The sequence below is a fragment of the Deltaproteobacteria bacterium genome, from assembly GCA_019308905.1.
Classification (GTDB): domain Bacteria; phylum Desulfobacterota; class BSN033; order WVXP01; family WVXP01; genus JAFDHF01.
The window spans coordinates 1-23,315 of sequence record JAFDHF010000020.1; the positions used below are offsets into that span (position 1 = coordinate 1).

The 23,315-nt window shown below is 56.6% G+C and carries 18 protein-coding genes; 16 read left to right on the forward strand and 2 right to left on the reverse strand.

The window, feature by feature from the left end; all coding sequences use genetic code 11:
* Window positions 1-107: 107 nt before the first annotated feature.
* Window positions 108-425 (reverse strand): hypothetical protein, encoded by a 318-nt coding sequence (locus JRJ26_08480; GenBank protein MBW2057514.1) that lies wholly within the window; start codon window positions 423-425, stop codon window positions 108-110.
* Between the two features lie 41 nt (window positions 426-466).
* Between JRJ26_08480 and JRJ26_08485 the strand changes: the two genes are divergently transcribed.
* The 4 genes from JRJ26_08485 to JRJ26_08500 all read left to right on the forward strand — a co-directional run bounded on the left by JRJ26_08485 (window position 467) and on the right by JRJ26_08500 (window position 3,497).
* Window positions 467-1,249, forward strand: a complete 783-nt coding sequence (locus JRJ26_08485) for a thrombospondin type 3 repeat-containing protein (protein ID MBW2057515.1) — start codon at window positions 467-469, stop codon at window positions 1,247-1,249.
* 109 nt (window positions 1,250-1,358) lie between these two features.
* Entirely contained in the window at window positions 1,359-2,063 is a 705-nt protein-coding gene (locus JRJ26_08490; protein ID MBW2057516.1) for an epoxyqueuosine reductase, read from the forward strand.
* Between the two features lie 133 nt (window positions 2,064-2,196).
* Window positions 2,197-2,769, forward strand: coding sequence for a rubrerythrin family protein (locus JRJ26_08495; protein ID MBW2057517.1), 573 nt, complete (start codon window positions 2,197-2,199; stop codon window positions 2,767-2,769).
* Between the two features lie 296 nt (window positions 2,770-3,065).
* Entirely contained in the window at window positions 3,066-3,497 is a 432-nt protein-coding gene (locus tag JRJ26_08500; protein MBW2057518.1) for a MucR family transcriptional regulator, read from the forward strand.
* 233 nt (window positions 3,498-3,730) lie between these two features.
* On the opposite strand, the gene JRJ26_08505 is transcribed toward JRJ26_08500, so the two are convergent.
* Entirely contained in the window at window positions 3,731-5,308 is a 1,578-nt protein-coding gene (locus tag JRJ26_08505) for a GNAT family N-acetyltransferase (protein ID MBW2057519.1), read from the reverse strand.
* Window positions 5,309-5,831: 523 nt separating this feature from the next.
* Between JRJ26_08505 and JRJ26_08510 the strand changes: the two genes are divergently transcribed.
* The 12 genes from JRJ26_08510 to JRJ26_08565 all read left to right on the forward strand — a co-directional run bounded on the left by JRJ26_08510 (window position 5,832) and on the right by JRJ26_08565 (window position 23,301).
* A complete protein-coding gene (locus tag JRJ26_08510) occupies window positions 5,832-8,231 on the forward strand; it encodes a PAS domain S-box protein (GenBank protein MBW2057520.1) in 2,400 nt (799 codons plus the stop codon).
* Between the two features lie 85 nt (window positions 8,232-8,316).
* A complete protein-coding gene (locus tag JRJ26_08515) occupies window positions 8,317-11,550 on the forward strand; it encodes a UvrD-helicase domain-containing protein (GenBank protein ID MBW2057521.1) in 3,234 nt (1,077 codons plus the stop codon).
* Window positions 11,551-11,891: 341 nt separating this feature from the next.
* Window positions 11,892-13,409, forward strand: coding sequence for an extracellular solute-binding protein (locus JRJ26_08520; GenBank protein ID MBW2057522.1), 1,518 nt, complete (start codon window positions 11,892-11,894; stop codon window positions 13,407-13,409).
* A gap of 136 nt (window positions 13,410-13,545) precedes the next feature.
* Window positions 13,546-14,508 carry a sugar ABC transporter permease gene (locus JRJ26_08525; GenBank protein ID MBW2057523.1) on the forward strand — a complete coding sequence of 321 codons (963 nt, stop codon included), beginning with the start codon at window positions 13,546-13,548 and terminating at the stop codon, window positions 14,506-14,508.
* Window positions 14,509-15,360, forward strand: a complete 852-nt coding sequence (locus JRJ26_08530) for a carbohydrate ABC transporter permease (protein MBW2057524.1) — start codon at window positions 14,509-14,511, stop codon at window positions 15,358-15,360. It abuts the gene before it with no gap.
* A gap of 44 nt (window positions 15,361-15,404) precedes the next feature.
* Window positions 15,405-16,178: an SDR family NAD(P)-dependent oxidoreductase gene (locus tag JRJ26_08535; GenBank protein ID MBW2057525.1), complete on the forward strand. Its 774-nt coding sequence runs from the start codon at window positions 15,405-15,407 to the stop codon at window positions 16,176-16,178.
* A gap of 52 nt (window positions 16,179-16,230) precedes the next feature.
* Entirely contained in the window at window positions 16,231-17,334 is a 1,104-nt protein-coding gene (locus tag JRJ26_08540) for an ABC transporter ATP-binding protein (protein ID MBW2057526.1), read from the forward strand.
* 103 nt (window positions 17,335-17,437) lie between these two features.
* Entirely contained in the window at window positions 17,438-17,890 is a 453-nt protein-coding gene (locus JRJ26_08545; GenBank protein MBW2057527.1) for a VOC family protein, read from the forward strand.
* Between the two features lie 90 nt (window positions 17,891-17,980).
* The gene (locus JRJ26_08550) at window positions 17,981-19,009 is read left to right on the forward strand and encodes a zinc-binding dehydrogenase (GenBank protein MBW2057528.1); all 1,029 of its coding nucleotides are present in this window, start codon (window positions 17,981-17,983) and stop codon (window positions 19,007-19,009) included.
* Between the two features lie 73 nt (window positions 19,010-19,082).
* The gene (locus JRJ26_08555; protein ID MBW2057529.1) at window positions 19,083-20,042 is read left to right on the forward strand and encodes an acetamidase/formamidase family protein; all 960 of its coding nucleotides are present in this window, start codon (window positions 19,083-19,085) and stop codon (window positions 20,040-20,042) included.
* Window positions 20,043-20,126: 84 nt separating this feature from the next.
* A complete protein-coding gene (locus JRJ26_08560) occupies window positions 20,127-21,170 on the forward strand; it encodes a LacI family DNA-binding transcriptional regulator (GenBank protein MBW2057530.1) in 1,044 nt (347 codons plus the stop codon).
* A 52-nt stretch (window positions 21,171-21,222) separates the two neighbouring features.
* Window positions 21,223-23,301: a transketolase gene (locus tag JRJ26_08565; GenBank protein ID MBW2057531.1), complete on the forward strand. Its 2,079-nt coding sequence runs from the start codon at window positions 21,223-21,225 to the stop codon at window positions 23,299-23,301.
* The last annotated feature ends 14 nt before the right edge of the window (window positions 23,302-23,315 follow it).

A 23,315-nucleotide genomic window follows, 5' to 3' on the forward strand; every position in this document is an offset into this window, starting at 1 on the left:
GTCCTGTATTCTTCCCTCATGGCGGTGTTCTCCTCCTTCTGCTAAGATTTTTCCCAAAACCTCAGAAGGATACACCGCCTGATTCCCTTTTTACACACTTTTTGATATTACCTCAGGACCTTGGGGTCCGAAGCTATACGGCGATCAGAAACCTCGTTGTCCTGGTGCTTGCGGTGAGTTATTTTGCCGCTGTCTATCTCGGCCAGAACCTCAAGCTCAAGATCCTGGTGGAGTGAATCTTCTTGGTCTCTAAGAGATTCTTCGGCGTCCCGTCGTTCTTTAACTACGCCATAGCCGATGGACTCTATAACCTGCTTTTCCCTGACAAAAGAGGCCTCAATCTCAAAATTGACAAAACCCGCGATTTCCAGCTCTGCTTCAGCTTCTGGTGAGAAACAAGGGAAATAAAACTCCGGAAACTCCAATTCAGTTCCCCTTGACACATACACCTTAACGGCTCCAAAAAATGATCTTGACAATGGGGTCCAGCTTATCTATCTACCTGGGGGAGACAGCCTTTCTCGATGGCTCGGCAAGCTTCGACCCTGATGAGGGCCCGGAAGTCCTCAACCATAGCTGGCACTTTGTGAGCCTGCCGACCGGAAGTGGACTCACCCAAGAGGAGATCGATGGTGCCGAAACGACCATGGCATCATTCATCCCGGATGCATCCGGAACCTATGTGATCGCACTCAGGGTGAGCGACGGCGACTCTTTTGACCGCGATCATGTGGCTGTGACGGTGGAAGAGGAGGAGCCGGCCGACCTGGATGGGGACGGTGTTCCTGACGACCAGGACAACTGCCCGGACACGGCCAACCCGGATCAGGAAGACCGGGACGGCGATGGGGTAGGTGATGTCTGTGACTATGAGATGACTCTCGCCTCTACCCTGGGTGACGACCCCAAGCCGTCTCTGCTTGACCAGGACATCTTTGGATTTGAGGGAACCAAAGGGGAGCGGGTCTCCATCACTCTGGAGAGGGATCCCTCAGGGTCTGACACGGGCCGCCGTGCCACCCTGGTTCTGCTGGACAAGATACACCGGGTTTTTCTCTTTGAAATAGACCGCAGCGCCTTGCCGAATAGAATAGCGGCGATTCTGCCGGCCACAGGCCAGTACCGGATCGTTGTTTCCGAACAGCCCTGGTTTGCCAGGGGCAAGAGGTTCAGAGGGGACTATCTCCTGACCCTGGAGTCCTCTCAGGGGGCCTCTCAAACCCTTGAGCCAACGGCATGGGTGGAATGAGCTGCCTGCCAGGACGTCCATCCTTGTGATTTCCTTCCTGACTCTCTTCCGGGTTGCCCTGTGGCGGTGGGGATGAGATATTGTACCCAAAAAAGAGAGGGTGGTGGAGATGGGAATCTATGGGAAAGTGAGGGAACTGGCCGAGACAATGGGCGCGGATTTCTTTGGTGTGGCAGATCTTTCACCGGCCCGTAAGGCTATCCTGGCTCAGGGGGGACCCGTGGTCGCTGGATTTCCCCGGGCAGTCTCGGTCGGCATCGCTCTGCTTCACTCCATCGTGGATCAGCTCCCGCAGCGGGCTGATTGTGCCGTGGCCATGAGCTACAGGTGCCACTGCTACGACGTGGTGAACCAGCGCCTCGACCACATTGCCTCGCGGTTAAGCAACGTGCTGCAACGTGACGGTTACAGGGCGCTACCTGTTCCGGCATCGCAAACAGTGGACGACGACCGGCTATGCGGGACCTTCTCTCATAAAATGGGGGCCCACCTGGCCGGGTTGGGATGGATCGTCAAGAGCTGCATGCTGGTCACGCCTGAGGTCGGACCGAGGGTCCGTTGGGCCACGGTGCTTACGGACGCCCCATTCGAGTTGACCGGCCAACCCATGGAAGAAAGTTGCGGCACCTGTGAGGCCTGCGTCGAGGTATGCCCCACAAGAGCCTTCACCGGCCGGCCTTTCCGTGATGAAGAGCCGCGGGATGTCCGCTTTGCGGCGCACAAGTGTGACAGATACTTTGCCGAGATGAAAAAGACCACAGAATTTGCCATCAGTGGCCTCTGCCTGTACGTCTGTCCCCATGGGAGAAAATGAGCTCCGCTTGAAAAGAGTCGGGCCAAACCATTAGAATAAAGGTCTAGTGTCTGGAAGTCTGGTGGCTGACAGGCTCAAGACACCACGTCGATGACAACGACAAACCAGAAAGCAGACAGAGAGGAGAGAATCGATGGAACTGGGTGGATCAAGGACTGAAAAGAACCTGCTAACGGCCTTTGCCGGAGAATCTCAAGCCCGCAATCGGTATACTTACTTTGCCAGCCAGGCAAAGAAAGAAGGGCTCGAGCAGATCGCCTCTATCTTTGAAGAGACGGCCAACCAGGAAAAAGAGCATGCCAAGAGGTATTTCAAGTTTCTCCAGGGTGGCGAGGTGGAGATTCAGTGGAGTTTCCCGGCCGGAAAGATCGGAACGACACAGCAAAACCTGTTGGCAGCCGCTGCCGGAGAAAGATACGAGCATACGGAGATGTATCCCGGTTTCGCCCGGGTAGCCAGAGAAGAGGGATTCGAGGAAGTGGCAGCGGCCTTTGAGGCCATCTGCGTGGCGGAGAGGCAGCACGAAAAGCGGTACCGGGATCTCGCGGCCAACCTGGAAGGCGGCAGGGTCTTCAAGCGGAAGGAGAAGGTCGTGTGGCGCTGTCGAAACTGTGGATACCTCCACGAGAGCGAGGAGGCACCCGAAAGCTGTCCCGCCTGTTTACACCCAAAGGCGTTTTTCGAGCTCCTGGGGGAGAACTATTGACGGGGAGCCGAATACCTTCTGTTCGAGGTCTTCCGGTCCTGGAGCCGGAAGACCTTTTGTTTGGAGAGAGGCTCTCGCCGGAACGCAACTCTTTTTGAATGGGGGAAAAGACGGCAACGTTCCTCCACTTTCTGTCGTGACTGTTATTGTTTTTTCTTCCCTCTTGGAGTATGAGTAAAGAACGAGTGGAGAGACCTCTGGAAGTCGGGTTTCTATGTGAAGCAATAAAATGTCTTGAAACAGCCTGTCTTTGGTGCTATAAGGTTTTCCCAATAAAACAGGAGGAGGTAGAAGATATGGCAAAGACGTTGACTGAGATGGCAGCTGAAATTGTCACAGCGCAGGCCGGGGTAACCAGAATGTCGCCTGAAGAGCTGAGCGAAGCTCTGGCCAAAGCCTATGATTCCTTGAAAAGGATCAAGGGTTTGGAAGAAGGTGTTGGTGCAGAAGGACCTGTACCGGAAGGCGCTGTTGCAATGGACCCGAAGGCCTCGATCCAACGCAACAAGATTATCTGCCTTGAGTGTGGAAAAGAGTTCAAGCAGCTATCGAGGAGCCATCTCAAGTCCCACGGGCTGACCCCTAGAGAGTACAAAAAGAAGTACGGGCTCAAGGCGGGCCAGGCACTAACGGCAAAATCCCTGAGTGCGAAGAGAAGGAGGACGGCCAAGGAGCGGGGACTCGGTGCAAAACTGGCGGCTGCCAGAAAGAGCCGGAAAAAGAAATAGGAGTCCTTTCGAGGAAGGCCTTTTGATACCCGGGGAAGCGGGCGGATTTCGCAGCTGTTCTCTTGAAGAGTCGTGGGAGGGAGCGCCTGCGTCACGGTCAGCAGCGCCTGCGAAGCGGGAAACAAGGGTTTGTCCGTCGCGAGATGGACTGGATTTCCCGGGTCCGGGGTACGGGCTTTTGGAGCCGGTACGCCGGACCCCTGAGAAGGGTCGCGGTGGAAGATGGTGGCAGTTCAGGCGATCCACAGCCTATCGATATAGACACCGGAAACATCCACCGTGACTCGTGGCATGTTTTTTTCGAAGTCCCAGGGCACAAAGAAGATCAGCTCTTCTATCTGTTCGCGATACCGGGAGTCAGACCTTTCTACGAGCCAGCGGCGGGTCTGGTGAAGGGTTTTTTCCACCGCCTGATCGATCCCTGCCGCCCTGTTAAGGTCCCTCAGGTACGGAGACGTTCTGAGTTGATCCAGGGCTTCCTCGGAGTGGATGCCCTCCACCCTCTTGCGGAGGATGTAGACGTTCCCCATGTCCTGGAGTATTGCAAGAGGGGGATTGACGTGGATTCTTGCGTTCCGTATCCGGACTCCTGAACTCTCCATGGCCACTCCCAAGAGAAACTCCCTTCTCTTTTCGATCGAGGGAATAAAGCGGGGGGATACTCTTTCTGATACGTATTCCACTCCTTCGTGGAAGAGGACTCTCAGCTTAGTCGGGTCGAAGCCGAGCTCAAGGAGATCGGAGATCTTAATGATGCCGGAGCGGCAGCGGCCTCTGTTTTCCATCCACGATGACAGGTATGGTCGCCTGTAAAGGGGAAGGGCTTCGATGTAACGGGTTGGTTTCTCCTTCAGATCTCCGGGGAGACGGCGAATTGTCTCGGCCTCTCCCCATATCTCGGTCCGGCCGCCCTCCGAGGTCCAGAGGGAGTACGGTTGGATGGGAAGCCTCTTGATTCTATCGGAGATTGAGATTTGATACAGGGATTCTCCACCCGTGTAACCGAGAAGTCCTGCGATCCGCCTCCTGAAGCCGAGCATCTTCGTGACGAAGCGGGTGAACATGAAGCGCATCAGGGGAGTGGAACTTCCGGCGGTCAGCTCTTTGTGGAAGAGGCTCTCAAGGGTCCTGTAGACCGATCGGAATTCCGCAATCGTCCGCCCGACCATAGCCTCGTTCTCGTGCATGTCGATGATAGGCCTCTTCTTCCTGATTCTGAAAAGGAGCTTTGCCAGCTTCTGCTGGATGTCGGGTGCCCTGGCTGACCTTGGAACAAAGGCCATGTAGTGGCCTTGTTCTCCGGGCCTGTTATCGCCGGCCACCGGATCGATGGGTTTCCAACCGTGTTTGGAATAGATGCCGTAGGTGGGCTCATCCGGGAGAATTATGTTGTCGAGTACTCCCACTGCTCCCCTCTCGCTCACGAACTCCCTGAATGCCCTCAGGATCTTGTGGCCCAAACCCCGGCCGCGGAAGGGAAAGAGGACCTCCACGTAGACCAGGTAGTAGCAAAGCAGGGGTTTCCTGAGGTATACCATGTTCAGATAACCTAGGACGTCTCCCCCCTTTGTGTGGATCTCGAGGGTATGAAAGGGCCGGCGCCCCCCGTCGGGCCCGAAACGTTCGACCTTTGTTCCATGGGCGGTCCTGTCGATCAGTCTGTTGAGGGGCTCGAAGACCTCGTAGGGTGACAGTGTTATGGGCTGCCCAAGCTGGCCGTCCAGGGTCATATCGATGACAGCCAGGCTGTCCTTGAGGCCGACCCGTGCGCTTTTGAACCTCTCTCTGATTCCCCGGACCGCTGATTTCATTGCCTTCCAAGACCACACAAAAAAGGGCCATGGATCCCAATCCAATGGCCCCGATTCAAGAGGCCACGGACATCTCCCGAGTCTGTCCATGGCCTCATAGGATCGGTAATCAGGGCATCCGGGTGAGGCGGACAGACCCGATGCTAAAGTACAAATAAGAAGAAGAGTCCTGCAATCAACACTCCTCCGGTTCTCGTGATCTTGACCATCTTGCCCCGGTCTGCCCCTTTTCTATCCTATCCGGTCACGCGTGTCAAGCCGTTTCTTCCTGGAGTTCCTGACACTTGGGGAAAACGCCGTCCATCCCTGAGCGGGGTCGGGGGAGCGGGAAGGCGCGGATTCCAGGAATCAGAACCGTGACAGGGATGCCCCGAAACTCCGGTTTCTCGAAAGCGAAAGCCCGGTATTGCCTGTCCCCGTGATTGACGATACAATCCGGGCAGACGTTGGATGAGGCGGCAGGAGGATCGGCCTTCAGAGCGATCGGTCTCGGCAAGAGCAGACCTGGTGGAAGGAGCCTGGTGTGGAAGACAAGCACAAGACAAAAGCGGAGCTATTGGCAGAGCTGGAAAGGATGGAGGCGCGTCTTTGCGAGTTGGAGGATACGGAACTCAGGTGCAGACGCATCGAGCAGAACCTGCGGGAAAAGGACAAGAGATACCGCGAGCTCATCGAGAGTGCCAACAGCATCATACTCCGGTTCGACACACAGGGCCGCATCACTTTCTTGAACGACTTTGCCGAGGGGTTCTTTGGTTATACCCGGGAGGAGTTAGTCGGACGAAATCTGGTGGGTACAATCGTTCCGGAGAAGGATTCCTCGGGCCAGGACCTTGCGGAGATGATCGGGGACCTTCTGGAGCATCCCGAGAAGTATCCTAACAACGAAAATGAAAACGTGCGCCGAGGCGGCGAGCGAGTCTGGATCGCCTGGACGAACAAGGCCATTCTCGATGGGAACGGCCGTGTGGTTGAGATCCTCGCAATCGGCAACGACATTACTCGGCACAGGCAAGCAGAGCAAGCATTGCAAGAGAGTGAGGAGAAGTTCCGGCTCATATCGGAACAGTCGATACTGGGCATCGTCCTGATTCAGGACGGTCTCATAAGATACGTGAACCAGGCCGTTTCAGACCTTCTGGGATACACCGTCGAGGAGATGCTCGGCTGGGAGGCAAACGCGTTTGCCAAGGCCGTCCATCCCGACGATCTGGCCTTTGCTATGGAGCAGGCCGAGAAGAAGCAGAGGGGGGAGAAAGACGTCGTTCCCAGCTACACTTACCGGATCGTGACGAAGACGGGGAAAATCAAGTGGGTCGATCAGTATTCCAATACCGTCATCTACAAGGGCAGATACGCCGACCTTGTTACCCTGGTCGACGTGACCGAGCGCAAAAGAGCGGAGGAGAGACTCCGTGACAGCGAGGAGAGACTGAGGGCGCAGTATCAGGGCTTCCCCATACCCAGCTATACCTGGCGGCGGATAAATGGAGACTTCGTCCTAGTCGATTACAACCGTGCGGCTCATGTTCTGACAAACGGCGGGGTGGCCCACTATGTCGGCAAAAGAGCAAGCGAAATGTATCGGAATGATCGGCCGGATATACTGGAAGATCTCAATCTATGCTTTACCGAAAGGACCGTCCTCAAAAGGGAGATGCCATACAGGTTCCGGCTCACCGACGAGGAAAAGCGTCTTGCCGTGAGTTACGCCTTCGTGCCTCCTGACCAGGTCCTGGTTCATGCCGAGGATATCAGCGAGCGCAAGCAGCTCGAGGCACAACTGGCCTGGTCTCAGAAGATGGAGACGGTGGGCAGGCTTGCGGGAGGAATCGCCCACGATTTCAATAACCTGCTCACGACGATTACGGGTTACGCAGAGCTCGGAATGATGAGACTCCATCCGGGCGACCGGGTGTACGCCGATCTCCAGGAGATCCTGAAGGCATCCGAACGGGCGGCCAGACTCACCCAGCAATTCCTCGCCTTTTCGCGCCGCCAGATCATCGAGCCCAAGGTGGTCAATCTCAATGCGATCCTTGCCGACACGGACAGGATGCTCAGGCGCATCATCGGTGAGGATATCGAGCTTGTGACCCTTCTGGCTGAGAATCTCGCTCCTGTCAAGGTAGACCCCGGCCAGATAGAGCAGGTCGTTGTTAACCTCACTGTCAACGCCCGTGATGCCATGCCTGATGGGGGCAAATTGACCATAGAGACTGCAACTGTGACCCTGGATGAGGCATATGCGGCGCACCACCTGGGTGTATCTCCAGGTGAGTATGTCATGTTGGCCGTGAGCGATACGGGTGTGGGTATGACCGATGAGGTGAAGGAACATCTCTTTGAGCCGTTTTTCACCACCAAGGAGGTAGGTAAGGGGACCGGCCTCGGCCTTGCGACCTGTTACGGAATTGTGAAACAGAACGGAGGAAACATCTGGGTCTACAGCGAGCCGGGCCGGGGGACGACCTTCAAGATCTATCTCCCTGTGGAGGATCAAGAGTGCGAGGCTCTGCCAATCCGGGATAGACTGGGATACCTGCCGCGAGGTACCGAGACCGTACTCCTGGTGGAGGACGAATCGTCGGTACGGAGCATGGCCGTCAGAATCCTCCGGGAGCAAGGCCACAGGGTCCTCGAGGCGTGTACCGGGGAGGAAGCCTTGAGACTGGTCCGAGAAATGAAGAACGAGGAGATCAGTCTGCTCCTGACCGATCTTGTGATGCCGCATATGGGAGGGCAGGAGCTTGCCCGCCGGGTCAGGGCGGAGCGCCCCGATATCAAAGTTCTCTTCTTTTCAGGTTATACCGATGAGGCAGCCGTCCGCCATGGCGTATTGGATCCTGGATCCGCATTTCTTCAAAAGCCCTTTTCACCGGCAGCCCTGGTACGCAAGATCCGCAAGCTGCTCGATGGGTGATGGGGCACAGCAGGGCATCTCACAACATGTTGACAAGTCTTTCTTACTTGGATAGGCTCGTAATGAGTCTGGAGAACCTGTCGGCATGTTTATCGCGGACCTCCATATCCATTCCTATCTATCAAGGGCCACTGCGAAGAACCTCGACCTGGAGCACCTCAACCTCTGGGCGCAACTCAAGGGGATCGGAGTCGTCGGGACAGGTGATTTCACCCACCCCAGGTGGTTTTCCGAGCTGAAGGAGAAGCTTCAAGAGGCAGAGCCGGGTCTGTTTGCCTTGCGTCCCGAGTTCTCGGGTCTCACCCAGCCCCGGGTGCCGCCCTCGTGTAACGCCCCGGTTCGGTTCATGCTCTCGGTGGAGATAAGCTGTATATACAAGAAGAACGGCATGACCCGGAAAAACCACAACGTTGTTTTCGTGCCTGATTTCGAGACGGCTGAAAGGCTGAATCGAAACCTGGAGCGGATCGGAAACATCCGTTCCGACGGCCGTCCCATCCTCGGCCTTGACGCCCATGACCTGCTGGAGATCGTCCTGGATGTGAGCCCCCAGGCCTATCTTGTCCCGGCCCATGTCTGGACGCCCTGGTTTTCTCTTTTCGGCTCCAAATCCGGGTTTGACTCTCTGGAGGAATGCTTCGGCGATCTCTCTTCCCACATATTCGCCGTGGAGACGGGCCTCTCCTCGGATCCCCCCATGAACTGGCGTCTTTCGGCTCTTGACCGGGTGGCTCTGGTCTCAAACTCCGACGCCCACTCTCCGGCAAATCTCGGCAGAGAGGCGAACATCTTTGACACGGGCCTCTCTTACTCCGCGATTTTTGAAGCGCTGAAGTCCAAGGATCCCCGGCGGTTTCTCGGGACAATCGAGTTTTTTCCCGAAGAGGGAAAATACCACTACGACGGCCACAGGAAATGCAACATGCGGATGAGCCCGAAAGAGACCATACAGTCGGGCGGTCTCTGCCCGAAGTGCGGCCGTCCTGTTACCGTGGGTGTGATGCATCGAGTTGAGGAGCTTGCAGACCGGCAGGAGGGGGTGAGGCCGCCGGAGGCCGCGCCTTTCAGGAGTCTGCTGACCCTTCCCGACATTCTGGCTCAAGCAAAGGGGGTCGGCAGGGAATCGAAGAGGGTTCAGGCGGAGTACTTCCGTCTTCTGGAAGAGTACGGGCCTGAGTTCAGGATTCTCATGGATCTTCCTCTGGAAGAGTTGGAGGCCGGAGGTCACGGCGGTCTCGCCGAGGGGCTTAGGCGGATGCGCCAGGGGCGGGTGGAGATCCGGCCGGGCTATGACGGGGAGTTCGGGTCGGTTGTCCTGTTCAGCCCGGAAGAGAGGAGGGGTCTTTCCGGGCAGGCGAGTCTGATCCCTCTCGAGGCGGATCGACCTGGCCCGGAAGCAGACCAGAGGGTGAGACCTCTGCCCACAAGACAGGTCGAACACGGTTTGGAAACACGGGGAGCGGGGAGTGCGGATCTCTCCGGGAAGTTGCCTGCACCTTCGAGGCAAAGGATGGCTTCTCTGCTCCGGGGATTGAATTCTAAGCAGCAGCAGGCGGTCCGCTGTTGGGAGAGACCCCTGCTGATTGTTGCCGGTCCTGGGACCGGCAAGACCCTCACCCTTACCCGCAGGATCGCCTTCTTGATTGATCGAGGAATCGCGAGGCCGGAGCAGGTTTTGGCCATTACTTTCACCAACAAGGCCGCCGAGGAGATGGAGGAACGTCTGGCGCTCCTTCTCGGGGACAGACGGGGGGTTACGGTCGAGACCTTTCACGCCCTGGGCTATGAGATTCTCAAAGGGGAGAGAGACCGGGCAGGGGGATCCGGCGGGTTTCGGATCCTGGACGAGGCAGAGGCGGAGGCGGTGCTGGCGAGGGTCACTGCCGGCCTTTCCCCTTCCTTCAGCCATAGGGAGAGGCGGGCTCTCCTGGAGGAGATCTCCAGAGCAAAGCAAAACCTCCGGACCCCAGAGACCTTCGAGGAACAGGATCCCGATTTTGCGCGGCTCTATCGCCTCTATGAGCAGGCCCTCCGGGGATCGAACATGGTCGACCTCGATGATCTGATCGCTCGGCCCGTACGGCTGCTGGAAGAAGATGGGGAGGCCTTGGGTCGCCTCCGGGAAAGATACCGTTTCGTCTCGATCGATGAATACCAGGACATAAACTATGCCCAGTACAGGCTGGTTCGCCTGCTCTCTCCGCGAGGGGAAAACCTCTGTGCAATCGGCGATCCCCATCAGGCGATCTACGGGTTTCGCGGGGCCGACAGCAGGTATTTTCTCCGTTTCAAGGAGGACTACCCTGAGGCAGAGATCATCCGGCTTGAGCAGAACTTCCGCAGTTCAGAGACGATCCTTCAGGCCTCCTCGGTGCTCCTCAACCAGGGCCCCGATCCTCTCGGGATCCGCCTCTGGTCGGGAATTTCAGGAGAGAGTTTTCTCTCCATGCTCGAATCTCCCACAGACAGAGCCGAAGCCGAGTCGATCGTCCACACTATCGAGGAGTTGCTCGGCGGGACGAGTCATTTCTCTCTCGACAGCGGCAGGGTGGAGACGTCGGATGACCGGAGGACGAGGAGTTTCTCGGATTTTGCCGTCCTCTACCGCTTCCACTTCCAGGGGGAGGTGCTGGAGGAGGCCTTTGAACGGTCCGGCATCCCCTTCTGCCGGGTGGGCGGTGAGGCTCTGAGCAGAAACGAGGAGGTGAGAAAGGTTCTCCAGGTCCTGCGGGAGCACTGCGAGGAGGGCGACTCTCTTCACCCGGAGGGGGATCGATCAAGAGACCTTTTCGGAGAAAAGGCGGGGGATCTTACGTCCGCAGGCCGGGTGATCCGGAGGGTCATCGATTCTCTCGGGTTCGATCCGGACCAGCCCGGGCTTGATAGCCTGGTCCGCCTGGCTGACGGTTGGGGCGGGGAGCCTGCCGAATTCCCGGCCATGGCTGCCCTACACAAGGATCTGGATACCGTTGACCCCAGAGCCGAGAAGGTTCGGCTCATGACACTCCATGCTGCCAAGGGGCTGGAATTTCCTGTCGTATTCATCGCCGGATGCGAGGCAGGGTTGTTGCCCTATAGACCGGAGGGGTGGCCGTGTCCGCCGATAGAGGAGGAGAGGCGTCTCTTCTACGTGGGGCTCACCCGGGCCAGGGAGAAGGTTATTCTAAGCCGCGCCCGGAAAAGAAGGTTCTTCGGGAGAACGCGGGTGCAGGCCCCCTCTCCGTTCCTCAGAGAGATCGAGGAGTATGTGAGGCGGATGTCCTCGGGGCTTCAGAAACGCCCCTCGAAGACACAGCAGATCCAGTTGAAACTCTTCTAGTGCGCCTGGAGATAAGACAGGGTGAGAGATTTGTGGTTTTTCAGGCCCGGGGGTGAACCTTCTCGAGTGCTTTTGAATCCCCAGGGTGCAGGAAGAATTTGTGAAAACGGTTTCAATTTTCAGAGATTTTCAAGGCAATTTGCGCCAAATCCTGGCATAGCCGCGGCTAACCGCTTCAGGGTTTATGAAAACGTTTTCACCACCGTTTGACACGACAGCTCTGTTTCTGATAGAAACCTCAAGACGACAAGCCCATGCTACAAGGAAAGGAGGGAGACAGAGCAACTCACCAAGCGGAATTTTGCGCACATACCACCAACAGACCCAAAGGAGGGAAGAGCATGAAAAAAATCAATCGAAGGGATTTTCTCAAGGTTGCAGGAGCAGGAGCAGTGGCGCTCTCCGCCCCCCATATCTGGATCAAAGGGGCACGGGCTCAGGGGTACGCCGGCATCAAGTGGCAGCCCTCTACTGAAGATCTCAAGAAATGGCGTCAATTCGAGGGAGAGACCGTGTACATCCTCACAGAGAATACCCCGCCTTCCATCGGGATCCGCGGGGCCAAAGATGACTTTACCAAGCTCACGGGGATGCGTGCCGAGTTCACCCTCGAGGTCATGGATTCCTTGAAGGAGAAGATCTTCTTGGATTTGCGAGGGGGCAGCCCGAAGTTTCATGTCAATTACGCTCAACCCAGGCCCATCGGCTGCGTCATCTCCGAGTACTGGGCTCCTGTGAACAAGTTCATCGATGTGAAGACGGGCAAGTCTCTCATGCCCGATCTGCCCGATGTTCCCGATGTTCCAAAACGCCTTCATGATGCTTTCATGCCTCTCCATCCGGAACAGGGCTGCATGTACTACAGTACGGATGAATGGTACGGCCTACCCTATGACACGGCCATGGGCGTCCTGTTCTTCCGGAAGGACCTCGTTGAGAAGTACGGCAAGAAGTTCGAAGACAAGTACGGCAAGTCCATGAAACCGAATGCCGATACGACCTGGGATGACCTTTACGTCATAGCCGACTTCATCAACAAAAACTGCAAGGAAGTCGACTCAGGACTCGGCTTCCACATGGCTCAGAATTGGCCCATCAATCAGGACTATACTTCCTTTCTGCTCAGTTGGGGAGTCCAGAAGGAAGGATTCGCTGAAATCGAGCATTACTATGTGGGCCAAAGGAATCCCGGCCCCTACATGTCCGATCCCAAGGACTACCAAAAGGCGATTGAGGTCTTGGAATATATGAAGAAGCTGCAGGATGTGATTCATCCGGACAGCAAGATTTGGGATTGGGGCGGTCTCGGCACCGCACACGCGACGGGCAAAATAGCGATGCAGATGAATTGCGGCGAATTCTGCCCGTATGTGGAAGATCCCAGCGAATCCGTCATCGCGGGGAAGTGTGGATATTCGGTCGTACCGAAGGGTCCTGCAGGCATCAACGCATACGAGGTCGGGGCTTCCGGCTTGGCCATTCCGGCGGCTCTGCCGCTTAAGGAACAGAAGAAGGCATGGCTTTTCATAATGTGGGCCACAGGTCCTGTGGGGCAGTGGGAGGCCTTTACCAAGTACTACGGGACCCCGGTCAGGAGATCAGCCTATGACGAGGCTCGAAGCCGGGGGTGGCTGGAAGAGGATTCCACCTTCAGAAAGGCCCAGCACCTCAGGATCCAGGATATTCAGATGAGGGACCACCTCGATGGGTTCTGCCTGGGCCCCAAGATTCCGACCTATTCCCAGTATCTGGAGATTGTGGGGAGTGAGCTGTCGAAATGGGTCGCAGGAGTGACATCCACCTCGAAGAAGTGTCTGGACAACATGATAAAGAGACTGAACAGGCTCCACAAGGTCTAGGTGCACAAACCCCAGCCTTGTAAGTTGACTTTTTCGAAGGTCGATGGGGAGCTTTCGGGCATGAATGGAGGAGAAGAGCCGGACCGGTCTCTTCTTCTCCTCTTCATGTCTCCTCCGAGAGGGGGAGCTCGGGTATATGCCAAGAAAAGATTGTACGGGGGAGACTGTGATGGGAAGCGGGGTAGTCGGAGTACTGGGCAATCGGCTGTCGTCGACGTACAGGGGAGTGGTGGAGGGGGTTCCATGGTACGTATGGTGGCTGGCGCCGGCGTTTATCATTCTGGCCGTGATCACGATATTCCCCTTCTTCTGGCTTATTCACATGTCGTTTATGAAGATCCAGCTCGCCCCGGGCAAGCCGAATATTTTTGTCGGGTTCACCAATTGGATAGAGATGTTTTGGGACCCCTCGGTTCCTCAGGGCTGGAGCCTCCTGGGGCGATACGTCGGTGTATCGATGCTTCTTCAGATGGGACTGGGTATCGGAATCGCTCTGCTGATAAACAACATGAAGGGCGAGGGATTCCTGTCCACTGTCTTCTTGATTCCCATGATGGTTGCTCCTGTCGTGGTGGGACACCTCTGGAATCTCCTGTTCCATTCTTCCTACGGGATCTATTCATGGCTCTTGAAAACGCTGGGTATCTATGCAAAGGGGAGTCTCTTGAGCGATCCAAAGACCGCCCTTTGGGCGATCGTGGCGATGGATACTTGGGAATGGACTCCTCTGGTGATGCTCATCGTGCTTGCGGGATTGAAGAGTGTCCCCCGTGACACGATCGAGGCTGCACACATGGACGGTTCGAACAGGCTCCAGACTTTTTTCAACGTGACGCTCCCCTACATAACCCCGGCCATTGTGATCGCATTTCTGCTGAGATTCATGGACAACATGCGTTTTATCGACAAGATATTGATAACCACCAAGGGTGGTCCTGCGGATGCTACAAAGACCCTCCCGATGTATCTATTCTTGAAGACTTTCAGACAGTTCGAAATCGGACCGGCTTCGGCCATCGGGTTCACACTTCTGTTCGTCATTATCATTTGCGGTATCATCGTGACTCTTACGCTGCTAAAGGAAGGAGAGGCCGAATAAATGGATTCCCGGATCGGAAAGACTCTCAAAATAATCGCAGTAGGATTGTTCTTCATCTGGACCGTTGTTCCGGTGATTTTTCTCGTCGCTTCGTCTTTCAAGGCCACGGGTGACATATTCGACCTGCCCAAACCCGGTGACTGGGTCGGGATATTCAAACTGCTTTTTGTCTTCAAGGCATCCCTGACTCAATTTCACAACATGTTCATAGAGGGACCGTTTTTCGCATACCTCCGCAACAGCCTGCTTGCTACAGGCCTGTCCGTGCTGATTTCCGTACCCCTGGGTCTGCTCGCGGCATATGGACTCTCGCGGGGCAGGATCCCCGGCAAAAAGCATTTCTACTTCTGGGTCATCTCCACTAGAATGGCTCCTCCTGTCGCGGTCATGGTCCCCCTGTATGTGTTATGGCGGAGCTTTCATATTCTTCAGACACTGCCCGGGTTGGTTCTGGCCTATACGACCTTCAATCTTCCTTTTTCCATCTGGTTGCTGAGGGGGTTCATGGATTCGATTCCGAGGGAGATCGAGGAGGCTGCCTATGTTGACGGGCGGAACCGATTCCGGGGGTTCTTGGATGTTGTTTTTCCTCTTATAGCTCCAGGGGTGGGGGCTACGGTTATTCTTTGCAGCCTGATGGCCTGGAATGACTATATATTCGCTCTCATTCTCGGCGGGCGAGCCGTAAAAACGATTCCTGTCGGGATCAGTGAACTCGAGAGTGCCACGTCGATTCTTTGGGGTCAGATCATGGCCGGGGGTACCGTGCTTATCGTTCCGATGGTGATTCTCGGTTTGGTCATCAAGAAGTTCCTCGTCACCGGACTTACCATGGGGGCCATGAGGGGATGAGCAAGATGGCAGGCATCTAATTCTTGTCGGGGAGGATTGGAACAGTGAAAGACAAGGTTGCATTGGTTACAGGAGGGGGTAGGGGAATCGGTCGAGCCATTGTTCTTCGCCTGGCCAAGGACGGTTTCGCTCTCTGCGTCAATTCACTCCATAAGGAGACCGTCGAATCAGTGGTGGAGGAAGTCCGTCAGATGGGTAGGCCGGCTCTGGGAATCCCGGGAGACGTCGCGAAGCAACGTGACGTGAAGCGGATGTTCGAAGATGCCGTCGGCGAATTCGGAAGGCTCGACGTTCTTGTGACCAACGCCGGTGTGACACAGGTGAATACCTTGGACGAGCTGAATGAGGAAATATGGGAAAAGACCCTGGCGATCAACGCGAAGGGCACCTACCTCTGCATGCTTGAGGCTTCCAGATTGATGATCAAGCAGAAGTCCGGCAAGATCATCACCATAGGCTCGGATTTTTCCATCGAGGGTGCCAGATACCACGTATGTTATTCGGCGAGCAAATTTGCGGTCAGGGGATTGACCCAGGCATTTGCCAAGGAACTCGCCCCGTACGGTATCAACGTGAATTGTGTTACTCCGGGGATCATCTGGACCGACATGTGGAAGGAGGCCGATGAGAAGCTGTCGAGCGTCTTCGGGATGAAAAGGGGCGAGGCTTTTGAGAAATTCACCAAGGACCTTGTGCTCCTCCCGAAGCCCGGGCGGCCCGAATACATTGCCCCTGTCGTATCCTTTCTCGCTTCTGAGGATGCCGACTATATCACCGCGGCCACGATACCGGTAGGCGGTGGATCCATGATTTTCTGAGGATAGAACCGATTCCAAGGAAACAAGAGAAGTCCGACTGGAGAAAAGAGCCATGGCAAAAGTCACGATCAAGAACGTGTGGAAGAAGTACGGAAAGGTGGAAGCCGTCAAGGATCTGAATCTTGAATGCCAGGATAAGGAGTTTGTCTGCCTGTTGGGGCCTTCAGGCTGCGGGAAGTCGTCGACCCTTCGAATGGTGGCCGGTCTGGAAGAGATTACCAGCGGGGACATCTTTATCGACGACATCCGCATCAATGCGATTCATCCCTCCCAGCGCGACATTGCCATGGTCTTTGAGACGTATGCCCTCTACCCGCACAAGACGGTCTTCGGAAACATGGCCTATCCCCTTCGCATCCGAAAAATGCCCATGAGTGAGATTCAGTCCAGGGTGTCAAGGGCCGCGGAGATTTTGGAGATCGTGGACCTGCTGGATAGGTACCCCAGGCAGCTCAGCGGAGGACAGAAGCAGCGCGTGGCGATAGGAAGGGCCATCGTCCGAAATCCGAAGGTCTTTCTGATGGACGAGCCAATATCCCATCTGGACGCCAAGCTGCGGACTCACATGAGAGGGGAGCTCAAACACCTCCAGAAGGAATTGAACCAGACGTTTATCTATGTGACCCATGATCAGCTAGAAGCGATGTCCATGGCGGACAGGATAGCCGTCATGAATTTCGGAGTGTTGCAGCAGTACGATGTACCGGAGAAGATATTCCACCATCCTGTAAACCAGTTTGTGGCGGGATTTGTGGGTGATCCTCCAATGAATTTCATCAGGTGCGTTCTGGTCTCAGGCAACGGTTGGAAGCTGAAGCATGAAGCCTTCGAGTTGCCACTGGCCGATTCCGTGAAAAAGAGAATCCAGGCGAAGGGAGTCGAATTCTCTGGGACCTTGGAGGTAACACTCGGGGTCAGGCCTGAGTCGATCCTGGTGAGAAAGGAAAGGCGGAAACAGGAAGGTATACAAGGAGAGATTTACATTACCGAGCCCTTGGGATCGGACGTGATCATAGACGTGCTGGTAGGAGGCGAAAGACTGAAGATAAAGACCGACCCCGGTGTGGCGGTGGATCGGGGAGATACGATTTTCATGGAGATACCGCCGGGCAAAATGCACCTTTTTGACGCGAAAACTACGGAATCGCTGATGTGAAGTAGGATTGAGAGGAGGGTCGCATCAGGCCCAAACCTGCAAAGCCCGGGGACCCTGGGCCGCCCAAGGGGCGGCAGGGCCCACTCGGACGGGGAGGAATGAAATGCTGACCGGTATCCATCACGTGGGGATCATTGTGAATGATCTGGACAAATCGCTCCACTTCTACCAGGAGGTGTTGGGTGCGAGATTCCTGTATCGTGCCGAAGCCGCGCGGGGGGAGGTTGAAAAGGAGGTGGGCGTTCCAGGCGCCGAGACAAGGCTTGCGGTGCTCAAACTCGGCAAGGATACCATCGAGTTGGTCGAGTATGTAAACCCGAAGATCAGACCCGGGGTACTCAGCGCCGCGACCGTAGGGACCCTTCATATGGCTATCGAGGTGGACGACATAGATGCGGAGGTCGAGAGACTGAAGGGAAAAGGCGTGGAGTTCAACGCGGCCCCAAAAGTGATCGAAGAGGGAGAAAACAAGGGCTGGGTCTGGACTTACTTCCGCGATCCGGATGGGTGCCAGTTGGAACTCGTTGAAAACAGAAATCTCAAGGTTCCCCTCTAAGAGATTCGCCGAATCGAACCGCTCCAGCTCAAGCTCATCCTGAGCCTCCTTACGCCTCCGGTCGTCTCCGTGTCGTAGAAGGGCAGAGAAGTGCAGGCATTGGTCAAAACGAGAAAAGGTGCCGGGAATGTCGAGCTGGTCGAGGTGCCGGAGCCCCGGCCGGACAAAGACGAAGTCCTGGTTCGGGTAGAGGCCGCGGGTGTCTGCGGAACGGACATTCACATCTTTCACGATACTTTCAAGAACAGGCCTCCTGTGATCATGGGCCATGAACTCAGCGGGGTCGTTGTCGACAAAGGAAACGACTGCGTGGAGTTCCAGGAAGGTGACAGGGTCACCTGTGAGTCTTCTCTGAGCTTTTGCGGGAGGTGCCGATACTGCCGGACGGGCAGGTACAACCTCTGTGCAAACCGGAAGATCGCCGGGGTGAACGCCGATGGTGGGTTCGCCCGTTATATAGCCGTCGCGGAGCGGTGCCTGCATCGCCTTCCTGAAGGCGTGGATTTCGTTGGAGGGGCCCTCTTTGAGCCATTGGCTGTCACCGTCCTCGGCGTGAGCGAGCTGGCCGGAGTCGCCGCAGGCGATTTGGTCTATGTGTCGGGCCCCGGCCCCTTGGGGCTCATGGCTGCGCAGGTCGCCAGGGCCGAAGGGGCTACGGTCATCGTGGGCGGGAGGAGCCGGGACAAGGAACGGCTGGCCCTGGGAAAGTCCTTGGGCATAGATTACACGGTGAACGTGGAGAGAAATGATCCACGCAGCATGGTCGACGACCTGTCCGAAGGGTACGGGGCGGATGTGGTTGTCGAGTGTGCCGGGCATCCGAGCTCGGTTTCGACATGCCTCGAGGTCGTCAGGCGGGGGGGAAGATACTGCCAGATAGGTCTGTTTGGAAAATCGATAGAGGTGGATTTCGAAAAGATTCCTCTCAAACAACTGAAAGTCAGTGGTCCACTGGCGCAGTACTGGCCCTCCTGGCGCCGAGCCATCGAGCTGACGAGAGCGGGGAAGGTCAGGCTCAGGGAGTTGGTGACGCACGTTCTCCCGTTGTCCGAGTGGGAGGCGGCCTTCCGCCTCCATGAAAGAAACGAGGGGTTGAAGAAGGTCCTGGTCCCGAACTAGGGCCTTAGGTGATCTGGGAAAACGCTCTGGTTCAGGCGGCTGATCGGGCGTGGACGGGAGGGAGTATCTGGAAATGAAAAGAATAAAGAGGGCCGATGCTATGGGGTACTGGCTCAGGGCGGATATCGAGCCGGTGCTTGAGGTGGATTTGAACGAGTCTTTTGTGGTGGAGACGGAGGATGCTTTCAGCGGATATATCCGCAGGCCTGAAGACAGGTTTTCACCCGAATCGATCCCTCCCCTGAGGATGGAACCGGTCGGAATGAATCCCGTCGCCGGCCCGATATACATCCGGGGGGTGGGGAAGGGGGACGTCCTAGTGGTTCATATCGAGGAGATCGAACCATGGGAACAGGGGGTCTCCTGCATCATGCCGGGCGTCGGCCCCCTCAAGGATTCCTTGACATGGCCTGAGTGCGCCGGCCCTTTCACTAAGATCATCCCCCATCAACCGGGGCCGGATGGGAAGTATGCCACGGGGAAGGCCGTCTGGAACGATAGGATGAGTTGGGATCTCCGACCCATGATCGGCACGATTGCCACGGCCCCTGAATGGGAGCAGGAAGCGGCCATCGTCGCCCAGGGACCGTGGGGTGGAAACATGGATGTGAGCGACATGTGTAAAGGGACCAAGGCCATGTTTCCGTCGTACCACGAAGGGGGGCTGCTCTTTGTGGGAGACGTGGCCGGGTGCCAGGGGGATACCGAGTTTCACGGCGCCCATGATGACACCCCTGCCACGGTGAAGCTCAGGTGCGATGTCATCAAGAACAAGAAGATTCCCTGGGTGCGACTGGAGAAGGAGGATTCCATCGTCCAGATCTGCTGCGACAAGCCTCTCGAGAGTGCCGTGGAGCAAGCCGTTCTCTGGTTGGTCCAGTGGCTCGTCGATGAGTACGGGTTCGAAAAGAGAGACGCATACATGCTCATGGCGTGCTGCCCCGGGTTGAGGGTGCGTGTCTATCAGATGGTCTCTACGGGGAAACTAAGGTACACGGCCGGTGCTGAATTCTCCAAGAGATACCTCCCATGAGGTCGTGTGTCGTGTCGAGTCTAAGGGCGGCGTGGAGCGCCCGGCTTCCGATCCCTTATGCCTCAAGGGGGAGATCCGGGAGAGATGAAGAGAAGGGGTAAGTCGGTCAACATCAAAGATGTTGCCAGAAGAGCCGCGGTCGCCCCGTGCACGGTTTCCAGGGTCTTGGGCAACTCCGCTCTGGTAAGCCCTGAGACAAGGCTGAGGGTTTTCGCTGCCATCGAGGAACTCAACTACAGGCCCAACTTCCTTGCCAGAAGCCTCGCCAAAGGGAGAACCCACACGATCGGTGTGGTCACCGCGAATGTCCAGAATTCTTTCTTCCCTGAGCTGATCCGGTCGATCGAAGATGCAGCTTATGAGCGGGGGTTCAGTGTGACCATCTCGAATACGTACAATCAGCCCGAGAAAGAGGAGAGGTATGTCAACCTCTTCATCGAAAAGAGGTTCGACGGGGTAATCCTGACCAATGCACGATCGGGAGATGATTCCCTGGCGAGGATGTTGATGGAGTCGAACATCCCCTTTCTGTTCTTGAACCGGTACGTCCGGAATTTTCCGGGCGATTACGTGGTCTCTGACGAGTACAGAGGCGGGTATCTGGCGGGGCGGCATCTCTGCGAGTTGGGCCACAAGGCGATAGCCGTCATCATCGGCCCGGAATACTCCTCGGCGAGCCAGGGACGGCTGGTTGGATTCTTAACAGCCTTGGCCCATCACGGGGTTTCCATCAGAAAGGAGTTGATGCGGAGGGGTGATCTGTCTTTCAAATCGGGGTACGAGTTGATGCGAGAGCTGATAAGCACGGGTCTTACCTTCGACGCTCTCTTCGGAGGCAACGACATGATGGCCATGGGCGCTATCGATGCGCTCCTTGAGAACGGACTGAGGGTGCCGGAGGATGTATCGGTCATAGGTTACGACGACATAGAATTCTCCGGCCGGTGCCAAGGGGTGGGGCTGACGACGGTCCGCCAGTTCGTGGATTTGATGGGAAAAAGGGCCGTTGAGATCCTCACGGAAAAGATCGAGCATCAGGGAAGCCGGAGGCCGCAGCGGATCGTGTTTCCGGTGGAGCTGATCGTGCGGGGAACGACAAGGAAAAGGGGGCCTCACGACGGAGACTAAGACTGCTTCTCTCCCAGGAGGTCCTTCAGAGTCAATCGTGGAGGCGGGATCAATGGGGAAAGAGGAATACCTTTTTTGGCGGGGCTATTTGAAGCTTCTGGAAATCAAGGATTCCGACATCCGGATCATGACGCTGGAGCAATGCCGTGATGCCGTGGACAAGGGGATCCATATTGGTGGGGCCTTTTCGGCGACCATCCCGCTGGTTTGCCTCTTTTACGGCGGGGTGATGCGGATCGATGTCGTGGATCCCACACGGCGGGGCCAGGATATGTTTGTCTTGAGTAAGGGCCATGCCGTGGCTCCCATGGCTTCGATATATGCGGATCTGGGTTATTTTGACAGGTCAGTGCTGAAGAACTCCAGATCCCAGGAGAGTATTCTCAACGGCCACCCCGGCCCCATACTGCCGGGGGTTCACATCTCCACGGGCCCGTTGGGACAGGGGCTGGGGGTTGCGGAGGGATTTGCCTTGGTTGGGAAGGAGAGCCCGAACTTCGACGTGTTCTGCCTTACAGGAGACGGCGAGCTGCAGGAGGGACCGATCTGGGAGGCTCTGATGTTTTCTGCTTACAAGGGATTGGACAACCTGTGTCTCCTCGTGGACAGCAATGCGGGGCAGTTGGACGACACGCGGCAGTTGATCGTTCCCCTGGGGGACCTGGAGGCGCGGCTCACCTCCTTCGGGTATAGGGTCTACAGGGTCGATGCCACCCAGTACGGTCCTGTGCTGGAGGCACTGCGGGAGTTTAAGCTTTCCTCCCGTGACGGCCGGCCGACGGCCGTCATCTGTCAGACGAGGAAGGGATTCGGTGGGTTTTCGGATTTCATGATAGGACACAAGGTGGTGATTCCGGACCCCCTGACCGAGCAGGAGCTGGCCTTGCAGAAGCGGAGGCGGGAGGGCCGGGTCTCTGAGATGTTGGACTACCTTGGGGAGCTTGGATCGACAGGGGAAGGCACGGCGGTTCGGGAGAGGCTTCTTGCCGCGGCTGGGGAGATGGACCTCGAAGTTGTGGCGGATGGAGCGGATAAGGGGGTCAGGCCCCTGGTTGTTGGCGTGAGGACGAAACGGGTACCGGGCCGGGACAAGAGGATAGTGTACGAGGAGGGCCTTCTGCCCAAGTTGGATCGATCCGGCGAGTACAGCGCCAGCAGCATAATTACCATGGCCATGAAGGTCTTTGCCCGTGATCCGCGGGTTGTATCGATCGACGCGGACCTGGCATCGACGAGCGGCCTTCAGGCGGGAGTGGGCTATGTAGACAGGGCGAGGGCCCTCAATGCAGGGGTAGCAGAGGCCAACATGATGTGCATGGGGGAGGCCTTTGCCGCCATGGGCTACAACACGTGGGTCAGCACTTTCTGCCCTTTTTTCGATTGGAAGGTTTTGCGGAGGATTGCCATAGGGTACCAGGAAAGGCTCGAGGCGATGGAGGGGGGATGGCTCAGCCAGGGGCATGGGCTTGATCTGACCTTTGTGGCCACGGCACCGGATTTCGAGACAAAGACGAACGGTGCCACCCATATGGGCAATGACGATATCCAGGTCTTTGACGGGATTGCCCATCTGAAGATAATCAATGTCTCCTGTCCCAACCAGTTGCTGGGTATCATGAAGTGGATCATGGAAGGGGGCAGGGGGCTTGTCTATCTGAGGATCATGAGGGCTCCTTCGGCCGTGATCTATGATGAGGGCTTCGAGTTCGAATTCGGCAAGGGATACGTTCTAAGGGAGGGGCCGGTAGACGGGGCGGTCATTGTGAGCAGCGGCCGGGGGGTCCACGAGGCCCTGGCTGCGGCTGCCGCGCTGGAGCGTTCGGGCATAGAGGTAGGGGTGGTGGATATGCCCTCGGTGGATGAATCCCTGCTTCTGGAACTCTACGATTCCCGGAGGTGGATCTTCATTGCAGAGCAGAACAACGGGTATATATGGTCGGAGTTCAGAAAAATCCTTTTCAGATCGAGGGAGAGAGTCGATACCACCCGGCTCGTTCCCATCAATACCCTGGACTCCAACGAAAGGCCCCGGTTCATCCACTCGGCAACCTACGACCAGTTGCTCAACCAATTCGAGCTGGCACCCGGACAACTGGCCGAGAAGATAGAGAAAACTCTATCGGGTCGTTAGGCGATTGCGCGGCC